Raw genomic sequence first — 16,239 nt, 5'->3', positions numbered from 1 at the left:
TCATGTCGTGCGGATACCCGTCCGCGGTTTGCAAGGATGCCTGTCATGCCCCTACGAAAAGCCCATTGCCCCTGCTGTTTGACCCGAACCCTGTATGAGGTGCCATTTCAGTCTGGCCGGGTATTTCAGTGCCGCAGCTGCGAAGGGATGTGGTTCGAGGACCGTCAGCTCAACCAGGCGATCAGCGATACCCACCCGGATATCGATCAGCACTGCCATGTCAGCCACCTGGGCGAGCATTTGGGGGCTAGCCAGCGGGTCTGCTGGCACTGTCAGGCGCCGATGGAGCATTACCACCTGTTACCGGACTATCAGGTCGAGATTGACCGCTGTGCGAGCTGTGACGGAGTCTGGCTCGACCATGACGAGGTCGATCAAGTTATGCATTCACCCAAGCTCAAGGACGCCATGCAGATGCTCAACGCTACGCTCAATTGGCGCTCCTGGCTGTTCGAATTCATGACCCGGATGCCGGTCGAATTCAACATCAAGACCCGGCATACCCCTTGGGTAACCTATAGCCTGATCGGTTTGTGCGTACTGGTGTTTCTGCTGGGTCAGAGCAGCGCTCAGATGGAGGTGGTGCTGATGCTGCTACTGGGTGTGCAGTCCGATCTGGTTGGGCAGCCCCCCATGCTTTGGCAACTGTTGAGTTACCAGTTCGTGCATGGCGGCTGGATGCACCTGCTGGGCAATATGTATTTTCTCTGGATCATTGGCGACAACATCGAGGATGTGCTGGGCCCCTGGCGCTATCTGGGGCTGTATCTGCTGGGTGGGGTGATAGCGGCATTGGCCGAGCTGCTGGTGACCTCCTGGCTGGGCGGGCGTGACCTGCTGCTGGTCGGCGCCAGTGGTTCTATCGCCGCGCTGTTTGGCCTGTATCTGATCTGGTTCCGCTATTCCAGCCTGAGTTTCATGTTCGTGGTTTGGCAGAAGAAACTGGCACCGCACTGGTTTTTTCTGATCTGGAGCGGCATGAACATCTTCGGCATGATGGTTGGCGAAACCAATGTCGCCTACGCTGCGCATCTGGGTGGATTCGCCTTTGGCCTGCTGGCCGGTCTGGCGCTGCAGGACCGGGTCGAGGCGGCCAATCCGCTGGTACGCATGCTTAATGCGCCCGAGGCGCGTTTGCGCCGTTAGTCCTGGGGCCTCGGGCGCACAGGTTCAGCCAGCCAGCCTCACCGCGATGCCTGCCACCAGCTCGCCCTGATGTCGGGCAATGGACAGCTCGGCGTCCGAGGGCTGACGCGAGCCGTCGCCGCCGGCAATGGTCGCCGCGCCATAGGGGCTGCCGCCGCGGGTAGTGGAAATGTCGAACAACTCGCTGGCGCCATAGCCCAGCGGCACGATGATCATGCCGTGATGGGCCAGGGTGGTCCAGGTAGTTATCACCGTGGTCTCCTGGCCACCGCCGGTGCCGGTCGAGGTGAATACACTGGCGACCTTGCCGCGCAGCGCGCCCTTGGCCCAGAGCCCGCCAGTCTGGTCGAGGAACGTGCGCATCTGGCCGCTCATGTTGCCGAATCGGGTCGGGGTACCGAAGATGATTGCATCGTAGTCGGGCAGCTCTGCCAGAGTGGCAACCGCGGCTGCCTGATCAACCTTGCCGCCGGCATTCTTGAAGGCCTCAGCCGGCATGGTTTCGGCCACCCGCTTGACGCTGACCTCGGCCCCAGGCACCTGGCGAGCCCCATCAGCCACGGCATTGGCCATGGTTTCGATATGTCCGTACATTGAGTAATACAGCACCAGAATCTTGGCCATACTGACCTCCATGAAGTAGGGAAAGGGGTGTCGGGCAGAACCGGCACTCTACCCAGCCTAGGTCAGGCTGGCGGGTTGTGGTAGTCCAATGTTGAGGAGGGCCGCGCATGCCGCGTTTGTTTATTGCCCTGGAGTTGCCAGAGCCCGTTAAACAAGCCTTGCTGCAGCTTGCCGAGCCGATGCCGGGCGCACGTTGGCAGTCAGCCGAGCAGTTGCATCTGACGCTGAGGTTTGTCGGCGAAGTTGCCGCCGGGCAGGTCGAGCAGGTGATAGCGGCACTGACCAGCCTGCGTTTTAGGGACTTTACCCTGACGGTAAAAGGGATGGGCTGGTTCGGGCCTCCGCGCCGGCCCCTGGCCTTGTGGGCCGGAGTTAGTCCGCAAGCACCTCTGCGCCGGCTCAAGCAGCAGCTCGATCACCTGCTGGCCGAGGCCGGAATTGGCCCCGACCGACAGGGCTACAAGCCGCATATCACCCTGGCTCGGCTGCATGGGCCGCAACCAGGGCCTGAGGACTACGTGCAGCGCCACAAAGACCTGCGAGGTCCGTGTTTTCGGGTCGAGCACGTCAGTCTGTTTCTCAGTGACCTGAGCGAGCAGGGCGCCAGCTATCGGGTGCTGGGGCGTTATCCGTGCGTTGAGGAGTAGACCGACCATCGTTGGGATCACTTGAAGGACGCGCCTGAGGTTTCGTGGCAGACTGGTCGTTGGAGTGGCAATGCATACTGTGAGGGAGTCATGACTCAGGATATTGATCTGATTGCGATCAACCGAGCGCAGCCCGAATGGCTGGATATTGGTAAGCGCCGGGCCCGCACCGGGCATTTCAAACGGCCTGTGAGTGCTCCCGTGCCGGTTGGCCCGGATGGGCTGGTGGGCGACTTCATCGCTGATGGCAAGCACCACGGTGGGCCGGATCAGGCGCTGTACCTGTACAGCCAGGCTGACATCGACTGGTGGTCAGGCCAGCTTGAGCGCGAGCTGATGCCGGGCTTCTTCGGTGAGAACCTGACTCTGAGCGATTGGTGGGAGCTGCCGCGTATCGGTGATCGCCTGCGTATTGGCGAGGTACTGCTGGAGCTGACCGGGCCACGGATTCCTTGCTCGACCCTGGCGGCGCGGGCGGGTGAGCCAACCTTTGCCAAGACTTTTGCCCGGGCTGCCCGCAGCGGGGCTTATGTGCGAGTGCTGGAGCCGGGGATACTGGAGGCCGGGATGCCTTGCCAGTTGGAAATGCGGGGCGCTGCTGAGTGGCCGGGTATCGAGGAAACCTTCCGCTACTGGCTGGGCAAAACCCGTTCAGAGGCTTTCGTGCGGCGAGCGCTGGCATCACCGATAGCGCTGCGGATGCGGCGCGAGCTGGATGAGTGGCTGGTCGAGCTGGAGGCAGGGACCGCACCGCTGCCGGGAATCTGAGCAGATGAACGCGCCTGCCTATTGGCAATGGCTGGCTGACCTGGTGCTGGCCGTGCATGTGGCCATCGTGCTGTTCGTGATCCTGGGGGTGGTGCTGATTGTGCTGGGTAACGCCTGGGGCTGGCGCTGGGTCAATCATATGTGGTTTCGGCTGGCGCACCTGGCCACGATTCTGGTGGTGGTGGCCGAGGCTTGGCTGGGGCTGGTATGTCCGTTGACCACGCTGGAGATGTGGCTGCGTGAGCAGGCCGGCAGCCGGGTTTATGCCGGTAGCTTCATTCAGTACTGGTTGCAGCGCCTGCTCTATTACGAGGCCCCTGACTGGGTCTTTATCCTGATTTACAGCCTGTTTGCGCTGCTGGTGCTGGCGGTCTGGTGGCGCTACCCGCCGCTCAGGCGCTAGGGACGGCATGATGCCGCCCCTGTGGTCGGCTCAGTCGCGTTGCAGTGCCAGCGCCACGCCCTGGCCACCGCCGATGCACAGCGTCGCCAGACCTTTTTTGGCGTCGCGCTTGAGCATTTCATGCAGCAGGGTGACCAGCACCCGGCAGCCGGAGGCTCCGATCGGGTGACCGAGGGCAATGGCGCCGCCATTGACGTTGACCTTGCTGGCATCCCACTGCAGTTCCTTGCCAACCGCCAGAGCCTGGGCCGCGAAAGCTTCGTTGGCTTCGATCAGATCCAGATCCTGTACCTGCCAGCCGGCCTTGCTCAGGCAGCGCTGGGTGGCGGAGACCGGGCCAATGCCCATGATCGCCGGATCGACCCCGGCATTGGCATAGGACGCTACCTTGGCCAGTACCGGCAGACCCAGTTCGGCGGCCTTGCTGGCGCTCATCAGCATGACTGCGGCGGCGCCATCGTTGAGGCTGGAGGCGTTGCCGGCACTGACACTGCCGTCCTTCTTGAACGCCGGGCGCAGTTTGCCCAGTGACTCGGCTGTGGTGCCTGGGCGCGGTTGCTCATCCTGGTTGATCAGCAGGGCTTCGCCCTTGCGCTGGGGGACGCTGACCGGGGTTATCTCGGCGTCAAAGCGGCCGGCTTGCTGCGCGGCGACGGCTTTTTGTTGCGAGGCGGCAGCAAAGGCATCCTGCTCTTCCCGGCTGATGCCGTACTTGTCGACCAGGTTCTCGGCGGTAATCCCCATGTGGTAGTCGTTGAAGGCATCCCACAAACCGTCATGGATCATGCTGTCGATGACCTGACCATGGCCCATGCGTTGACCGCTGCGCGAGGTCGGCAGCAGGTGAGGGGATAGGCTCATGGATTCCTGGCCGCCGGCGATCATGATCTCGGCATCGCCGCAACGGATAGCCTGGGCTGCCAGGTGCAGGGCCTTGAGCCCGGAGCCGCAGACCTTGTTCAGGGTCAGGGCCGGCACGCTGTGCGGCAGTCCGGCGTGGATCGCGGCCTGGCGCGCCGGGTTCTGGCCGCAGCCTGCCGTTAGTACCTGGCCCAGGATCACCTCGTCGACACTGGCGGGGTCGATGGCGGTTTGTTCAAGCAGGGCGCGAATGACGGTGGCGCCCAACTCGTGGGCGGGAATGTTGGCGAACTGCCCGCCGAAGCTGCCGATGGCGGTACGGGTAGCGGCGACGATGACGACCTCTTGCATGAACGACTCCTCATGACCGGTTCTCAGGGGTGACTAGGATAGACTTGTCAGTCACGATCGACAACCGGGCGCAGCGCAATACGTGCGACTGGCGCACGTTGATTGCACGGGAGGAGGCGGCGGCTGCGAACTCGGTTCGCAGCCGCAAGGGATGGAGCCAGCTCAGGCCCGGTTCAGACGCTGGGCGATCAGCTCATCGACCACGCTGGGATCGGCCAGGGTTGAGGTGTCACCCAGGGTATCCAGTTCGTCACAGGCGATCTTGCGCAGGATGCGGCGCATGATCTTGCCCGAGCGGGTCTTGGGCAAGCCAGGGGTCCACTGGATGAACTCGGGGCGGGCAAATGCGCCGACCTGTTCGGCGACGAACGCTTTGAGCTCGGCCACCAGGGCGTCACTGGGCTCGATATCGTGCATTGGCATGACGAAGGCATAGATCGCCTGGCCCTTGATATCGTGCGGGCAGCCGACCACGGCGGCTTCGGCTACGGCATCGTGCAGCACCAGGGCACTTTCGACTTCGGCGGTACCGATCCGGTGACCGGAGACGTTGAGCACGTCATCGACCCGGCCGGTGATCCAGTAATAGCCGTCTTCGTCACGACGGGCGCCATCGCCGGTGAAATATACCCCCTTGTAGGCGCTGAAGTAGGTGTCGATCAGTCGCTGGTGATCGCCATAGACAGTACGGATCTGACTCGGCCAGGAACGCTTGATGATCAGGTTGCCGCTGGCCGGGCCTTCCAGTTCATTACCTTCTGGATCGACCAGGGCTGGCTCAACACCGAAGAAGGGACGGGTCGCCGAGCCGGGTTTGAGGTTGGTGGCGCCGGGCAGCGGGGTGATCATGATGGCGCCGGTCTCGGTCTGCCACCAGGTATCGACAATCGGGCAGCGCGAGTCGCCCACTACATGGAAGTACCACTCCCAGGCTTCCGGGTTGATCGGCTCACCAACACTGCCGAGCAGGCGCAGGCTGGTGCGCGAGGCGCTGGTTACGTATTCGTCACCCTTGGCCATCAGGGCGCGGATGGCTGTTGGTGCGGTGTAGAAGATGTTGACCTTGTGCTTGTCGACCACCTGCCAGCAGCGCGAGGCGTCCGGATAGGTTGGTACGCCTTCGAACATCAGGGTGGTGGCGCCGTTGCACAGCGGCCCGTAGACGATGTAGGAGTGGCCGGTGATCCAGCCGATGTCGGCGGTGCACCAGTAGGTTTCGCCTTCGTGATAGTCGAACACATAGTGGTGGGTCATGGCGGCACCGAGCAGGTAGCCGCCAGTGGTGTGCAGCACGCCCTTGGGCTTGCCGGTCGAGCCTGAGGTGTACAGGATGAACAGCGGGTCTTCACTGTCCATCGGCTCCGCCGCGCAGTCGGCACTGACTCCGGCAATGGCGTCGTGGTACCAGAGGTCACGGTGTTCGTGCCAGGGGATGTCGGCGCCGGTACGTTGCACGGTGACCACGCTGTGAACGTTGGGGCAATCCTTGAGGGCCTTCTCCACATTCTGTTTGAGCGGCACCTTTTTGCCGCCGCGCACACCCTCGTCGGCGGTGATCACTACCTGGCAGTCGGCGTCAAGGATGCGGTCGCGCAGGGCGTCGGGGGAGAAACCGCCGAACACCACCGAATGCACTGCGCCAATCCGGGCGCAGGCCAGCATGGCGTAGGCGGCCTCGGGAATCATTGGCATGTACAGGCAGACCCGGTCGCCTTTCTTGACGCCGCGAGCTTTGAGCACGTTGGCCAGCCGGCAGACCTTTTCATGCAGTTCGCGGTAGCTGATCCGGGCATCATCGGTCGGCTCGTCGCCTTCCCAGATAATCGCGGTCTGCTCGCCACGGCTGGGCAGATGGCGGTCAATGCAGTTGACGCTGACGTTCAGCTTGCCGTCGATGAACCAGGCGGCCTGGCCCTGACTGAGGTCACTTTCATGGACTTTGCTCCAGGGTTGCTCCCAGGTCAGAAAGCGCTTGGCCTGCTCAGCCCAGAACTGTTCGGGCTGCTCAAGCGACTGACGGTACATGGCCTGGTAACCGGCTTCATCCAGATGGGCATAGGCCCGGGTGGCATCGGATACCAGGTGATTCTCGATCTTGTACATGAACGGCTCCCTCTTGTTTTTATCGGCGTGATACTGCCGTATAGGCTATACAGCCTCAGCCATCGAAGCGGTTAATTCAACCCTTCTTTGGTCTAGTCCGGGGAGGTTAGGGGTATTGAACGGCAAAGATGAGCCCCGCCGAATGGCGGGGCGGGCTGGCTCAGTTCAGCTTGAAGCGCAGGTTGTCGATCAGTCGGGTCTTGCCGAGAAAGGCGGCGGCCAGAGCGACGGCTTCTTCGGTGGTGTCGCTGATCGGGTTCAGGGTCAGGGCGTCACGCAGGTCCAGATAGTCGGGATGCAGGCCGCTGGATTCGAGTACCATCCGCGCCTCCTCAATTACCTGGGCAAAGTCGCGGCGCCCGCTTTGCAGGTTGGCCGCTACTTGTTTGAGGGTGGCAAACAGTAGCGGAGCAACCTCCCGTTCGCTCGGGCTCAGGTAGCCGTTGCGCGAGGACAGCGCCAGACCGTCCTCGGCGCGAACGGTCGGCTCGCCCATGATCTGGGTCGGCAGGCACAGGTCCTGGGTCATCTTGCGAATGACCGCCAGTTGCTGATAGTCCTTCTCGCCGAACACCGCCAGATCAGGTTGGACAATATTGAACAGCTTGCTGACCACAGTAGCGACGCCGTTGAAGTGGCCTGGACGACTGGCGCCGCACAGTCCTTCGGAGACGACCGGAACATTGACGATGGTGTGGCCGTCCATACCTTCGGGGTACATGTCATTGACGCTGGGGGCGAACACCATATGGGCACCGGCATCCAGCAGCTTGGCCTGATCATCGGCCAGGGTCCGCGGATAACTATCCAGGTCTTCGCTGGGGCCGAACTGCAACGGGTTGACGAAGATGCTGACCACCACGTAATCGGTGCGTTGCCGAGCTTTTTCCACCAGGGCGATGTGTCCGGCGTGCAGGTTGCCCATGGTCGGCACCAGACCGATACGTTTGCCATCCTTGCGGGCATGGCTGATGGCGGCGCGGACTTGGGCGATGCTGTGTAGCGTATTCATGGTGTCAGAACTCGTGCTCGGCTGCCGGGAATTCAACGCGTTTGACCGCCTCGACATAGGCGCGGATCGCCGCTGGCACGTCGGGCTGGCCGTTCATAAAGTTCTTTACGAAGCGTGGCAGCCGGCCGCTGATCGACAGCCCGAGCATATCATGAACCACCAGAACCTGGCCGTCGGTGCCTGAGCCGGCACCGATACCGATGACCGGAATTTGCACGCTGCGTGAAATTTCCGCGGCCAGGGCACTGGGTACACATTCGAGCAACAGCATGCTGGCGCCTGCGGCTTCGAGGGCCAGGGCGTCAGCCAACATAGCCTTGGCCTGGGCTTCCTCCTTGCCCTGGACCTTGTAGCCGCCAAGCACATTGACGGTTTGCGGGGTCAGGCCCATGTGGGCACAGACCGGCACGCCACGCTGGACCAGCGCGGTGATGGTCTCGGCCAGCCAGCCGGCGCCCTCAAGCTTGACCACATGGGCCCCGGCCTGCATCAGCACGGCGCTGTTGTTCAGTGCCTGCTCCACCGTAGCATAGGCCATGAACGGCAGGTCAGCCATGATTAGCGCGCCCTGATTGCCGCGCTTTACCGCACGGGTGTGGTAGGCCATGTCTTGGACAGTGACCGGCAGAGTGCTGTCATGGCCTTGCAATACCATGCCGAGCGAATCGCCGATCAGAATCACTTCAACCCCGGCAGTGCTTTCGAGGTGAGCGAACAGGGCGTCATAGGCGGTCAGACTGACAATTTTCTCGCCAGATTGCTTGAGCTTGTTGAGCGTAGTCAGGGTTACTTCAGGCATGGCAGATTCCAGTGGTTCAGCCCCGCAGGGGCAGGATCATGAGACGCCGGGCCCCATCATGGGGAACGGTGTTCTGGATGCTCAGGATGGTATCAACCTGATGACTATAGTGGTCTTGCTCTGTCCGCCGGTCAATCGCCGCCCTGCTGCGGCTCAGGGGCTGCAGACGGGGTGATGACAGGCACGGCGAGGCAGTCGGGTGCATGGCTCATCCTTGGGCCGGGGCGTCGAGACGCTCAAGTCCATCGGCTGGACAGGTGTCCAGCAACTGGCTGAGCCGGGTACCATCTGGCAGGATCAGATCGGCGGCCAGCTCGGCCAGAGGGTAAAGAACGAAGGCGCGGGTCTGCATGTGGTAGTGCGGTACTTGCAGTCGAGGGCTGTCGATGACCTGTTCACCGAACAGCAGCATATCCAGATCCAGAGTCCGGGGGCCCCAGCGTTCAGCCTTGCGCTCACGTCCCTGATCGAGCTCGATACGCTGCAGTTGGTCGAGCAGCTCCAGTGGGGTCAGTTCGGTGTCGAGCTCGGCCACGGCGTTGATATAGGAGGGTTGATCCTGGGGCCCGAGCGGGGCGCTGCGATACAGCGACGAGCGACGAGCCAGGCGAGTTCGCGGCACCTGCCCCAATGCCTCGCAGGCTTTCAGCACTTGGCCGATGGGGTCGGCCTGATTGCTGCCCAGGCCAATGTAGCAGATGCTGCTCATGGGTTGGCCTGCGGACTGCGTGGCTTGCGTTTGCGCCGGCTGCGCTGGCGCTTGGCTGCGGGTTTGTCGGCCAGCTCGCGGACCATCTGCCGGCGCTTGTCTTCGCTGGCATCCTGATAGCGAGTCCACCAGTCACCCAGGCCGTCAGTCTGCTCGCCAGCGCTTTCACGCAGCAGCAGAAAGTCGTAGGCGGCGCGAAAGCGTGGATGTTCGAGCATTTGGTCGGCGCGGCGGCCGCTGCGTCGTTCCAGGCGCGGCTGCAGGTCCCAGATCTCGCGCAGCGGAATAGTGAAGCGCTTCGGTACCGTGGTATGCCGGCACTGTTCTGCCAGCAATTCCTGAGCGGCCTGCTGGTGGGCCGGAATGCTGGGGATGCCGCGTGCCTCCAAGGCTTTGATCCGTGGCGGCAGGGCCGGCCAGAGCAAGGCGGCGTAGAGGAAGGCCGGGGTTACCGGGCGGTCCTGAGCGATGCGCTGATCGGTGTTGCGCAGGGCCTGGTGGACCAGCTTGAGGGTGTAGTCAGGGTTGGCCTGGATAGCCTCATCGGTGTCTGGAAACAGCGGGGCGAACAGGTCGTACTTGAGCAGCAAGGCAAAGGTCTTTTCCCCCTGGCCGCTCATCAACAGCTTGAGAACCTCATCGAACAGCCGGGCCGCGGGAATGTCGTGCAGCAGATCGGCCAGCTCGATAATCGGCGCGGCGCTGTGCGGCTCGATGTCGAAGTTCAGTTTGGCGGCAAAGCGTACTGCCCGCAGCATTCGTACCGGGTCTTCCTGGTAGCGTTGTACCGGGTTACCAATCAGGCGCACTTGGCGGTTGCGAATGTCATGCAGGCCATTGGCGTAGTCATGAATATGGCCGGTGCTGACGTTGTAGTACAGCGCGTTGATGGTGAAATCGCGCCGCTGGGCGTCCTGCTCCAGGGTGCCATAGACATTGTCTCGCAGAAGGCGGCCGGAGTCGCTCTGGCGGGACTGCTCGTCGCCATTGTCTTCATCATGGCCGGCGCGGAAGGTCGCCACTTCGATGATCTCGCGACCGAAATGCACATGCACCAGCTTGAAGCGGCGGCCGATCAGGCGAGCGTTGCGGAAAGTGGCCCGGACCTGCTCGGGGGTGGCGCTGGTAGCGACGTCGAAATCCTTGGGGTCGAGATCCAGCAGCAGATCGCGCACGCAGCCGCCGACTACGAAGGCCTGGTAGCCAGCCTGTTGCAGCCGCTCAACCACATTGACCGCATGCCGGCTGATGCGCTCGCGGCGCAGGTTGTGCTGGCTGGCGGGGATAACGGCGGGCGTAGTGCGATGCCGGACCGGGTGGCCGAAGGGGTTGGGTAGTTTCTGCAACAGCTTTCGTATCATGGGTGCGGGTAGTCCACCAGCGTATCCTGACCCTCATGCCTGGGGCTGAATCGTTTCAATTAAGTATGGCAGGGTCTGGAATGCCGCTTTCAGCCGGACCAAAGGCATGATGACGGGTTGGTCGTGGCGCTTGTGCTGGGCGAACGGGCAGACTGCCTGTATCAACAGTCGGGCATTCTAGCTTGAATAACGGGGGATTTGAATGAGATGAGCGGTATTGAGAGAGGAAAGCTCAAGGGGAGCCATGGCTCCCCTTAATGGATTCTTGTTCTTCTTCTTCTGAGCTATTCTTGTTTTTGTAGGCAGAGGCGACAGTGTCGCCTATTCAGCCAACCCATCCCGGGTTTCAAAACAAACGGATTGCTTTGGAAGCTTAGGTCAATACTCAAGGCCTATCTTCGGCTCTGGACTGGCGGGTTGCTTGAGCAACTTTTATTCTTCTCTGGTTCCAGCCGGACATCCTGTCCGCAGGGTGAGTACCCATTCTCCAAAAAAATCAGTTTGCTTGGCCGCGCACGTTTTATTTTTATTGTGTGTGGAGCCGAATATTATTTTTGTTATGAGTTATCTGGTTTTTATTGTTGTTGTGCCAGATATAAAGCAGAAGCCGTGCCAACTTTTGAATTTCCATATAAATCAATTAGTTAGTATTTTTTCGCCTGAGCGCGTGACCGGGCGTGCGCGGGATTCGTTACCGAACACCCCGGAGAGGTGTTACGGGACTTTAGTAGGGGGTAACAGTTCGATGGGAGGAGAACGGGGTAACAGGTAACACTTGTCGGGTTACTCGGGGGCGATGTGGTGGGGCAGGTGCTGTCGGTTCGCGACCAGTCAGGCCGCGAACCGGATATTTAAGGAGACTCTGAACAACGCCTTAGTATCAGGAGCTGGCGGTTTTCTTGCGTGGGATGCCCAGGCGCTGGCGTCGCTCCCACAGGCATTTGCGGCTGATGCCGAGCTTGTTGGCCAGCTCGGTTTCGGTCATGTGTTCCTGGTGCTCCAGGACAAAGTGTTGGAAGTAGTCTTCCAATGACAGGTCCTCGGTTGGCTCCTGACTGGGGCTGTCCGGGTGGCGCATGGTTTCCAGTGCGTTGGCCGCCTGCGAAGCACGCTCATGCTCCAGATCCAGCTCGATGCCGAGCAGGTCAGTGGAAATTTCCGCATCATCGCAGAGGATGGCGGCGCGCTCGATAGCATTCTCCAGCTCGCGCACGTTACCCGGCCAGGAATAGCGGCGGATTGCATCAGCGGCCTCTTTGCCGAAATGCAAGCCTTCCATGTTCATGTTACGGGCGGCCCGGGCCAGCAGCGCTTCGGCAATCAGCATCACGTCATCGCCGCGTTCACGCAGTGGCGGCAGGCGCAGCTCGATCACATTCAGCCGGTAATACAGGTCTTCGCGGAACAGCCCCTGACGGGCCAGGGTCTTGAGGTCGCGGTGGGTCGCGGCGACCAGGCGCACATCAACCTTGTTGGATTGTACCGAGCCGACCCGGCGGATTTCGCCTTCCTGCAGCACCCGCAGCAGTCGAGCCTGAGCTTCCAGCGGCAGCTCGCCGATTTCATCGAGGAACAGGGTGCCGCCATCGGCGGCCTCGACCAGACCGGTGCGGCCAGCGGTAGCGCCGGTGAAGGCACCCTTCTCATGGCCGAACAGCTCCGACTCAATCAGGGTTTCCGGGATCGCTGCACAGTTGACCGAAATCAGTGGCGCCTTGGCTCGCTTGGAGTTTTCGTGCAGGGCGCGTGCCACCAGTTCCTTGCCGGTTCCGGACTCCCCCTGGATCAGTACCGTGGAATCGGTTGGCGCGACCTTGCTGATGCGCTTGAACAGTGTCTGCATGGCGGCACAGGAGCCGATGATGCCCAGCTCCTTGCCACTCTTGACCGAGCCCTCGCTGGTTGGCTCGTTGCTGGCGGGCTCGGCAGCAGGCTGATTGCGGCGCTGGCTGGCGTCCTCGATGATCCGGGCGACGGCCTGGAGCATTTCGTCATGGTCGAAGGGCTTGGCAATATAGTCGACCGCACCGAGTTTCATGGAGTCGACCGCCGAGCGCAGGCTGGCGTAACTGGTCATGATCAGCACCGGCGTATTGGGGGCTTTGCGAATCAGTTCGGTGCCTGGCTCGCCGGGCAGGCGCAGGTCACTGACAATTAGATCGAAGCTGTCTAGGGAAAAACGTTCCACGGCCTCGTGGACCGAGCCGGCTTCGCTGACCTGGTAGTGGTGGCGTTCCAGCAGCCGTCGCAGGGCGGAGCGGATGATGGTTTCGTCTTCAACAACCAGAATATGTGACATAGCTACCTCATGCGCGGTGCTCACCCAACCCCCCTCAGGTGATGACACCGTTACTTAAAACACTGTAACGCGGCAGGGTGATGATGAATCGGGTGCCGCGCTGTGTTACCGAGTCAGCCGGGCTTTCGACCGTGATCTGACCATAATGCTCTTCGACAATCGAGTAGACCAGTGCCAATCCGAGCCCGGTTCCTGTCCCTGGGTCCTTGGTGGTGAAGAAGGGCTCGAACATGCGATCCATGATCGCCTTGTCGATTCCGCTGCCCTGGTCTTCCACCATGAGCAGCACTTGATGTTCATTGTGTTGGGTCTGAATGGTGATGCGATCACCATCCCGGCTGGCGTCGCGGGCATTGCCCAGCAGATTGATCAGAACCTGAACCAGGTGCTGGCTATCGCCGACGACCCTGTGCTCCGGATTGCACAGGTTAACATAAATGACCTCGGGACCCTTACGGTTGAGTGACAGGAGGTGGATGGCCTCGTTACAACAGGCCGCCAGATCGACTTCTTCGTTGGCGTTGTTGTGGCGGCTGCCGACGTGGGCGAAGTTGACCAGCGACTGGACGATCCGCGAGACCCGGCGGGTCTGCTCGATGATCTGCTCGGCGGCGACCCGAGCCTCCTCCAGATCCGGTTCTTCACGCAGGTTCTGCGCCAGGCAGGCGATCCCGGTGATCGGGTTGCCGATCTCGTGGGCCACCCCGGCGGCCAGGCGACCGATAGAAGCCAGGCGTTCAGAATGCATCAGCTCGTCTTCGAGCATCTGGGTTTCGGTCTGGTCCTCGATCAGCAGCACCAGCCCGCTGTTGCCGATATTACCCGGTTCGTCGATGGCAGCCTTGTGCAGGTTGAGCCACTGGGTCTGACCATTGAGTACCAGTTTCTGTTTGTGGACATGCGCCGATTGGTCCTCGACAAAGCGCTGCAGTACCTGATTCCAAGGCGCTGGCAGGCTTTCCAGCCGGGAGCCGACCACGCTGTCGGCGCTGATCCCGGTCAGGGTCTGCATGGCCCGGTTCCACATCAGTACCTCATTGTCCTTGGCCAGCGAGCAGACTCCCATCGGCAGGTCCTGCAGGGTCTGGCGGTGGTAACGGCGCAGGGCGTCGAGTTCGGCGGCCAGGCCGGTCAGGCGGGTGTGATAGTCCTCCAGCCGGCTTTCGATGAAGTGGATATCCTCGGTCACGTAACCGCCCCGGGCCATCTTGAATGGCAGGAAGGTCTCGATGATGTCCTGCGCCACGGCCGGGCCCATCAGGCCCGAGAGGTTGGCTTCGAGCCGGTCGCGCAAGCGCCGCAGGGCATAGGGACGGCGCTCATCGAACGGTAGCTTGAGGTCGCGCAGAGCCTGTTCTACTTCCTGCTGGGCGGTCTTGTTGCCCAGTGGCTTGGCCAGTTGCTGAGCGAATTCCTGTGGTGAGCTGGCGACCAGCTCCATACGTTGCGGGCGGCTGACGTTGTCCACCGAACAGGCCTCGGCGGCGCTCTGCTCTTCAGCCGAACGTTGGGTGAACAGCGAGACCAGGGTGAACACCACGATGTTGACGGTCAGTGAGGTAATGGCCGCAATGTGCCATGTGTCAGGGTTGAAGCTCAGGTTCAGGCCCAGTAGCCGGATCCCGGACAGCTCGCTGATCAACGGCAGTAGCAGGGTGACCGACCAGACCAGCATGCCGGCGACCAGCCCTCCGATGAAGCCGCGGCGGTTGGCCTGTGGCCAGTACAGGACCGACAGGGCGCCGGGCAGAAACTGCACAGTGGCAACGAACGAGGCTATGCCGAGGTTGGCCAGGTCCTGTTCAGCGCCCAGCAGGCGGTAGAACCCGTAGCTACCCATAATGATGGCGGCGATCAGGCTGCGTCGGGTCCACAGTAGCCAGCGGTAGATGTTGTTGTCGGCGCTGGGTTGATAGACCGGTAGCACCAGATGGTTGAGGACCATGCCGGACAGTGCCAGGGTCACCACGATGATCAGCCCGCTGGCGGCTGACAGGCCACCGACGAATGCCAGCAGACTCAGCCAGTCGGCGCCGGCGGCCACGCCCAGGCCCAGGGTGAAGTATTCCGGGTTGGTTGGCACGTCCAGATGCAGGCCGGCCCACAGGATCGGCGGCACCGCCAGGCTCATCAGCAGCAGAAACAGTGGCAGACCCCAACTGGCCGTGCCCAGAGCGCGGGGGTTGAGGTTTTCGGTAAAGGCCATGTGGTACATGTGCGGCATGACGATGGCGGCGGCGAAGAACACCAGCAGCAGGGTGCGCCAGGGGCCTTCCTGCAACGGCGAATGGAGGGTACGCAGGGCCTGCTGGTTATGGCTGAGCCACTCCTCCAGCCCACTCGGGCCACCGAACACCGCATACAGGGCGAACAGGCCGACCGTGCCGAGGGCGATCAACTTAACCAGCGACTCGAAGGCGATGGCGAAGACCAGTCCTTCATGTTTTTCCCGCGCCGAGATGTGGCGGGCGCCGAACAGAATGGCGAACAGGGTAATCAACAGGCAGAAGCCAAAGGCCACCGAGTCCTGGCCCGGATCGTGGGTCAGTATCAGCACAGAGTCGGCCACCGCCTGGATCTGCAGGGCCAGCAGCGGCAGTACGCCAATCAGCATCAGCAGGGTCGTCAGAGTACCGGCCCAGGTGCTGCGAAAGCGGAAGGCGAACAGGTCAGCCAGCGATGACAACTGATAGGTGCGGGTGATGCGCAGGATCGGATTAAGCAGCACCGGTGCCAGCAGAAAGGCGCCACAAATGCCCAGGTAATAGGTCAGAAAGCCGTAACCGTACTGATAGGCCAGCCCGACTGTGCCGTAGAAGGCCCAGGCGCTGGCATAGACCCCCAGTGACAGGGTGTAGATCGCGGGATGACGCATCAGCCCGCGCGGCAGCAACCCGCGTTCGGTAATCCAGGCGACGCCAAACAGGGCTAGCAGGTAAACAACGCTGATCAGGATCAGCAGGCTGAGATCAAAGCTCGTCGGCATCTTTGGGGCTCTGCAGCAACATGCCGGCAATGATCAGGATCAGCCACAGCACATAGGGGCGGTACCAGGCGCCCTGGGGTTCTATCCACCAGTCCATGATGGCCGGTGAGAACAGGTAGATGCCAATGACCAGCAGCAGTACCAGCCGATAAATATACATAGGGTCAGCG

The 16,239-nt window shown here is 61.7% G+C and carries 14 protein-coding genes; 4 read left to right on the top strand and 10 right to left on the bottom strand.

Going from position 1 to position 16,239, the window contains the following annotated elements; translation table 11 throughout:
• Window positions 1-45: 45 nt before the first annotated feature.
• Complete coding sequence (locus C2846_RS14485; RefSeq protein ID WP_165443833.1) at window positions 46-1,146, top strand: rhomboid family intramembrane serine protease; 1,101 nt, start codon at window positions 46-48, stop codon at window positions 1,144-1,146.
• Between the two features lie 24 nt (window positions 1,147-1,170).
• Here the strand turns inward: C2846_RS14485 and wrbA are convergent, their stop codons facing one another.
• Complete coding sequence (gene wrbA, locus C2846_RS14480; RefSeq protein ID WP_119701779.1) at window positions 1,171-1,770, bottom strand: NAD(P)H:quinone oxidoreductase; 600 nt, start codon at window positions 1,768-1,770, stop codon at window positions 1,171-1,173.
• 107 nt (window positions 1,771-1,877) lie between these two features.
• Here wrbA and thpR point away from each other — a divergent pair, with 107 nt between their 5' ends.
• From thpR to C2846_RS14465, 3 genes are all read left to right on the top strand, one after another.
• Entirely contained in the window at window positions 1,878-2,417 is a 540-nt protein-coding gene (thpR, locus tag C2846_RS14475) for an RNA 2',3'-cyclic phosphodiesterase (protein ID WP_080048465.1), read from the top strand.
• 90 nt (window positions 2,418-2,507) lie between these two features.
• Window positions 2,508-3,185 (top strand): MOSC domain-containing protein, encoded by a 678-nt coding sequence (locus C2846_RS14470; protein WP_205890227.1) that lies wholly within the window; start codon window positions 2,508-2,510, stop codon window positions 3,183-3,185.
• 4 nt (window positions 3,186-3,189) lie between these two features.
• On the top strand, window positions 3,190-3,588 hold the full coding sequence (locus tag C2846_RS14465; protein WP_119701778.1) for a DUF2784 domain-containing protein: 399 nt from the start codon (window positions 3,190-3,192) through the stop codon (window positions 3,586-3,588).
• A gap of 30 nt (window positions 3,589-3,618) precedes the next feature.
• Here C2846_RS14465 and C2846_RS14460 read toward each other — a convergent pair whose 3' ends face one another.
• The 9 genes from C2846_RS14460 to C2846_RS14415 form a co-directional block, all read right to left on the bottom strand.
• Complete coding sequence (locus C2846_RS14460; protein WP_119701777.1) at window positions 3,619-4,800, bottom strand: acetyl-CoA C-acetyltransferase; 1,182 nt, start codon at window positions 4,798-4,800, stop codon at window positions 3,619-3,621.
• A gap of 162 nt (window positions 4,801-4,962) precedes the next feature.
• Window positions 4,963-6,903 carry an acetate--CoA ligase gene (gene acs, locus C2846_RS14455; RefSeq protein ID WP_119701776.1) on the bottom strand — a complete coding sequence of 647 codons (1,941 nt, stop codon included), beginning with the start codon at window positions 6,901-6,903 and terminating at the stop codon, window positions 4,963-4,965.
• Window positions 6,904-7,063: 160 nt separating this feature from the next.
• Window positions 7,064-7,915, bottom strand: coding sequence for a pantoate--beta-alanine ligase (gene panC / locus C2846_RS14450; RefSeq protein WP_080048461.1), 852 nt, complete (start codon window positions 7,913-7,915; stop codon window positions 7,064-7,066).
• 4 nt (window positions 7,916-7,919) lie between these two features.
• Complete coding sequence (gene panB, locus C2846_RS14445; protein WP_080048460.1) at window positions 7,920-8,714, bottom strand: 3-methyl-2-oxobutanoate hydroxymethyltransferase; 795 nt, start codon at window positions 8,712-8,714, stop codon at window positions 7,920-7,922.
• A gap of 208 nt (window positions 8,715-8,922) precedes the next feature.
• Window positions 8,923-9,423 carry a 2-amino-4-hydroxy-6-hydroxymethyldihydropteridine diphosphokinase gene (folK, locus tag C2846_RS14435; protein ID WP_080048458.1) on the bottom strand — a complete coding sequence of 167 codons (501 nt, stop codon included), beginning with the start codon at window positions 9,421-9,423 and terminating at the stop codon, window positions 8,923-8,925.
• Window positions 9,420-10,784 carry a polynucleotide adenylyltransferase PcnB gene (locus C2846_RS14430; protein ID WP_080048457.1) on the bottom strand — a complete coding sequence of 455 codons (1,365 nt, stop codon included), beginning with the start codon at window positions 10,782-10,784 and terminating at the stop codon, window positions 9,420-9,422. The genes folK and C2846_RS14430 overlap by 4 nt, the downstream gene beginning before the upstream one ends.
• 880 nt (window positions 10,785-11,664) lie before the next feature.
• Complete coding sequence (locus tag C2846_RS14425) at window positions 11,665-13,083, bottom strand: sigma-54-dependent transcriptional regulator (RefSeq protein ID WP_080048456.1); 1,419 nt, start codon at window positions 13,081-13,083, stop codon at window positions 11,665-11,667.
• Between the two features lie 34 nt (window positions 13,084-13,117).
• The gene (locus C2846_RS14420; RefSeq protein ID WP_080048455.1) at window positions 13,118-16,069 is read right to left on the bottom strand and encodes a sensor histidine kinase; all 2,952 of its coding nucleotides are present in this window, start codon (window positions 16,067-16,069) and stop codon (window positions 13,118-13,120) included.
• On the bottom strand, window positions 16,053-16,229 hold the full coding sequence (locus tag C2846_RS14415) for a hypothetical protein (RefSeq protein WP_090475058.1): 177 nt from the start codon (window positions 16,227-16,229) through the stop codon (window positions 16,053-16,055). The genes C2846_RS14420 and C2846_RS14415 overlap by 17 nt, the downstream gene beginning before the upstream one ends.
• Between the last annotated feature and the right edge of the window lie 10 nt (window positions 16,230-16,239).

Origin of the sequence: Pseudomonas jilinensis, from assembly GCF_003586265.1 — a bacterium.
In the GTDB taxonomy this organism is placed as follows: Bacteria; Pseudomonadota; Gammaproteobacteria; order Pseudomonadales; family Pseudomonadaceae; genus Halopseudomonas; species Halopseudomonas phragmitis.
Note: the sequence above shows the minus strand (reverse complement) of the source record. Positions and strands in the feature narration are given on the sequence as shown.

Excerpts from the sequence above, each read along its gene's own strand:
- C2846_RS14485 (WP_165443833.1), top strand. The coding sequence starts at position 46 with ATGCCCCTACGAAAAGCCCATTGCCCCTGCTGTTTGACCCGAACCCTG.
- wrbA (WP_119701779.1), bottom strand. The coding sequence starts at position 1,770 with ATGGCCAAGATTCTGGTGCTGTATTACTCAATGTACGGACATATCGAA.
- thpR (WP_080048465.1), top strand. The coding sequence starts at position 1,878 with ATGCCGCGTTTGTTTATTGCCCTGGAGTTGCCAGAGCCCGTTAAACAA.
- C2846_RS14470 (WP_205890227.1), top strand. The coding sequence starts at position 2,508 with ATGACTCAGGATATTGATCTGATTGCGATCAACCGAGCGCAGCCCGAA.
- C2846_RS14465 (WP_119701778.1), top strand. The coding sequence starts at position 3,190 with ATGAACGCGCCTGCCTATTGGCAATGGCTGGCTGACCTGGTGCTGGCC.
- C2846_RS14460 (WP_119701777.1), bottom strand. The coding sequence starts at position 4,800 with ATGCAAGAGGTCGTCATCGTCGCCGCTACCCGTACCGCCATCGGCAGC.
- acs (WP_119701776.1), bottom strand. The coding sequence starts at position 6,903 with ATGTACAAGATCGAGAATCACCTGGTATCCGATGCCACCCGGGCCTAT.
- panC (WP_080048461.1), bottom strand. The coding sequence starts at position 7,915 with ATGAATACGCTACACAGCATCGCCCAAGTCCGCGCCGCCATCAGCCAT.
- panB (WP_080048460.1), bottom strand. The coding sequence starts at position 8,714 with ATGCCTGAAGTAACCCTGACTACGCTCAACAAGCTCAAGCAATCTGGC.
- folK (WP_080048458.1), bottom strand. The coding sequence starts at position 9,423 with ATGAGCAGCATCTGCTACATTGGCCTGGGCAGCAATCAGGCCGACCCC.
- C2846_RS14430 (WP_080048457.1), bottom strand. The coding sequence starts at position 10,784 with ATGATACGAAAGCTGTTGCAGAAACTACCCAACCCCTTCGGCCACCCG.
- C2846_RS14425 (WP_080048456.1), bottom strand. The coding sequence starts at position 13,083 with ATGTCACATATTCTGGTTGTTGAAGACGAAACCATCATCCGCTCCGCC.
- C2846_RS14420 (WP_080048455.1), bottom strand. The coding sequence starts at position 16,069 with ATGCCGACGAGCTTTGATCTCAGCCTGCTGATCCTGATCAGCGTTGTT.
- C2846_RS14415 (WP_090475058.1), bottom strand. The coding sequence starts at position 16,229 with ATGTATATTTATCGGCTGGTACTGCTGCTGGTCATTGGCATCTACCTG.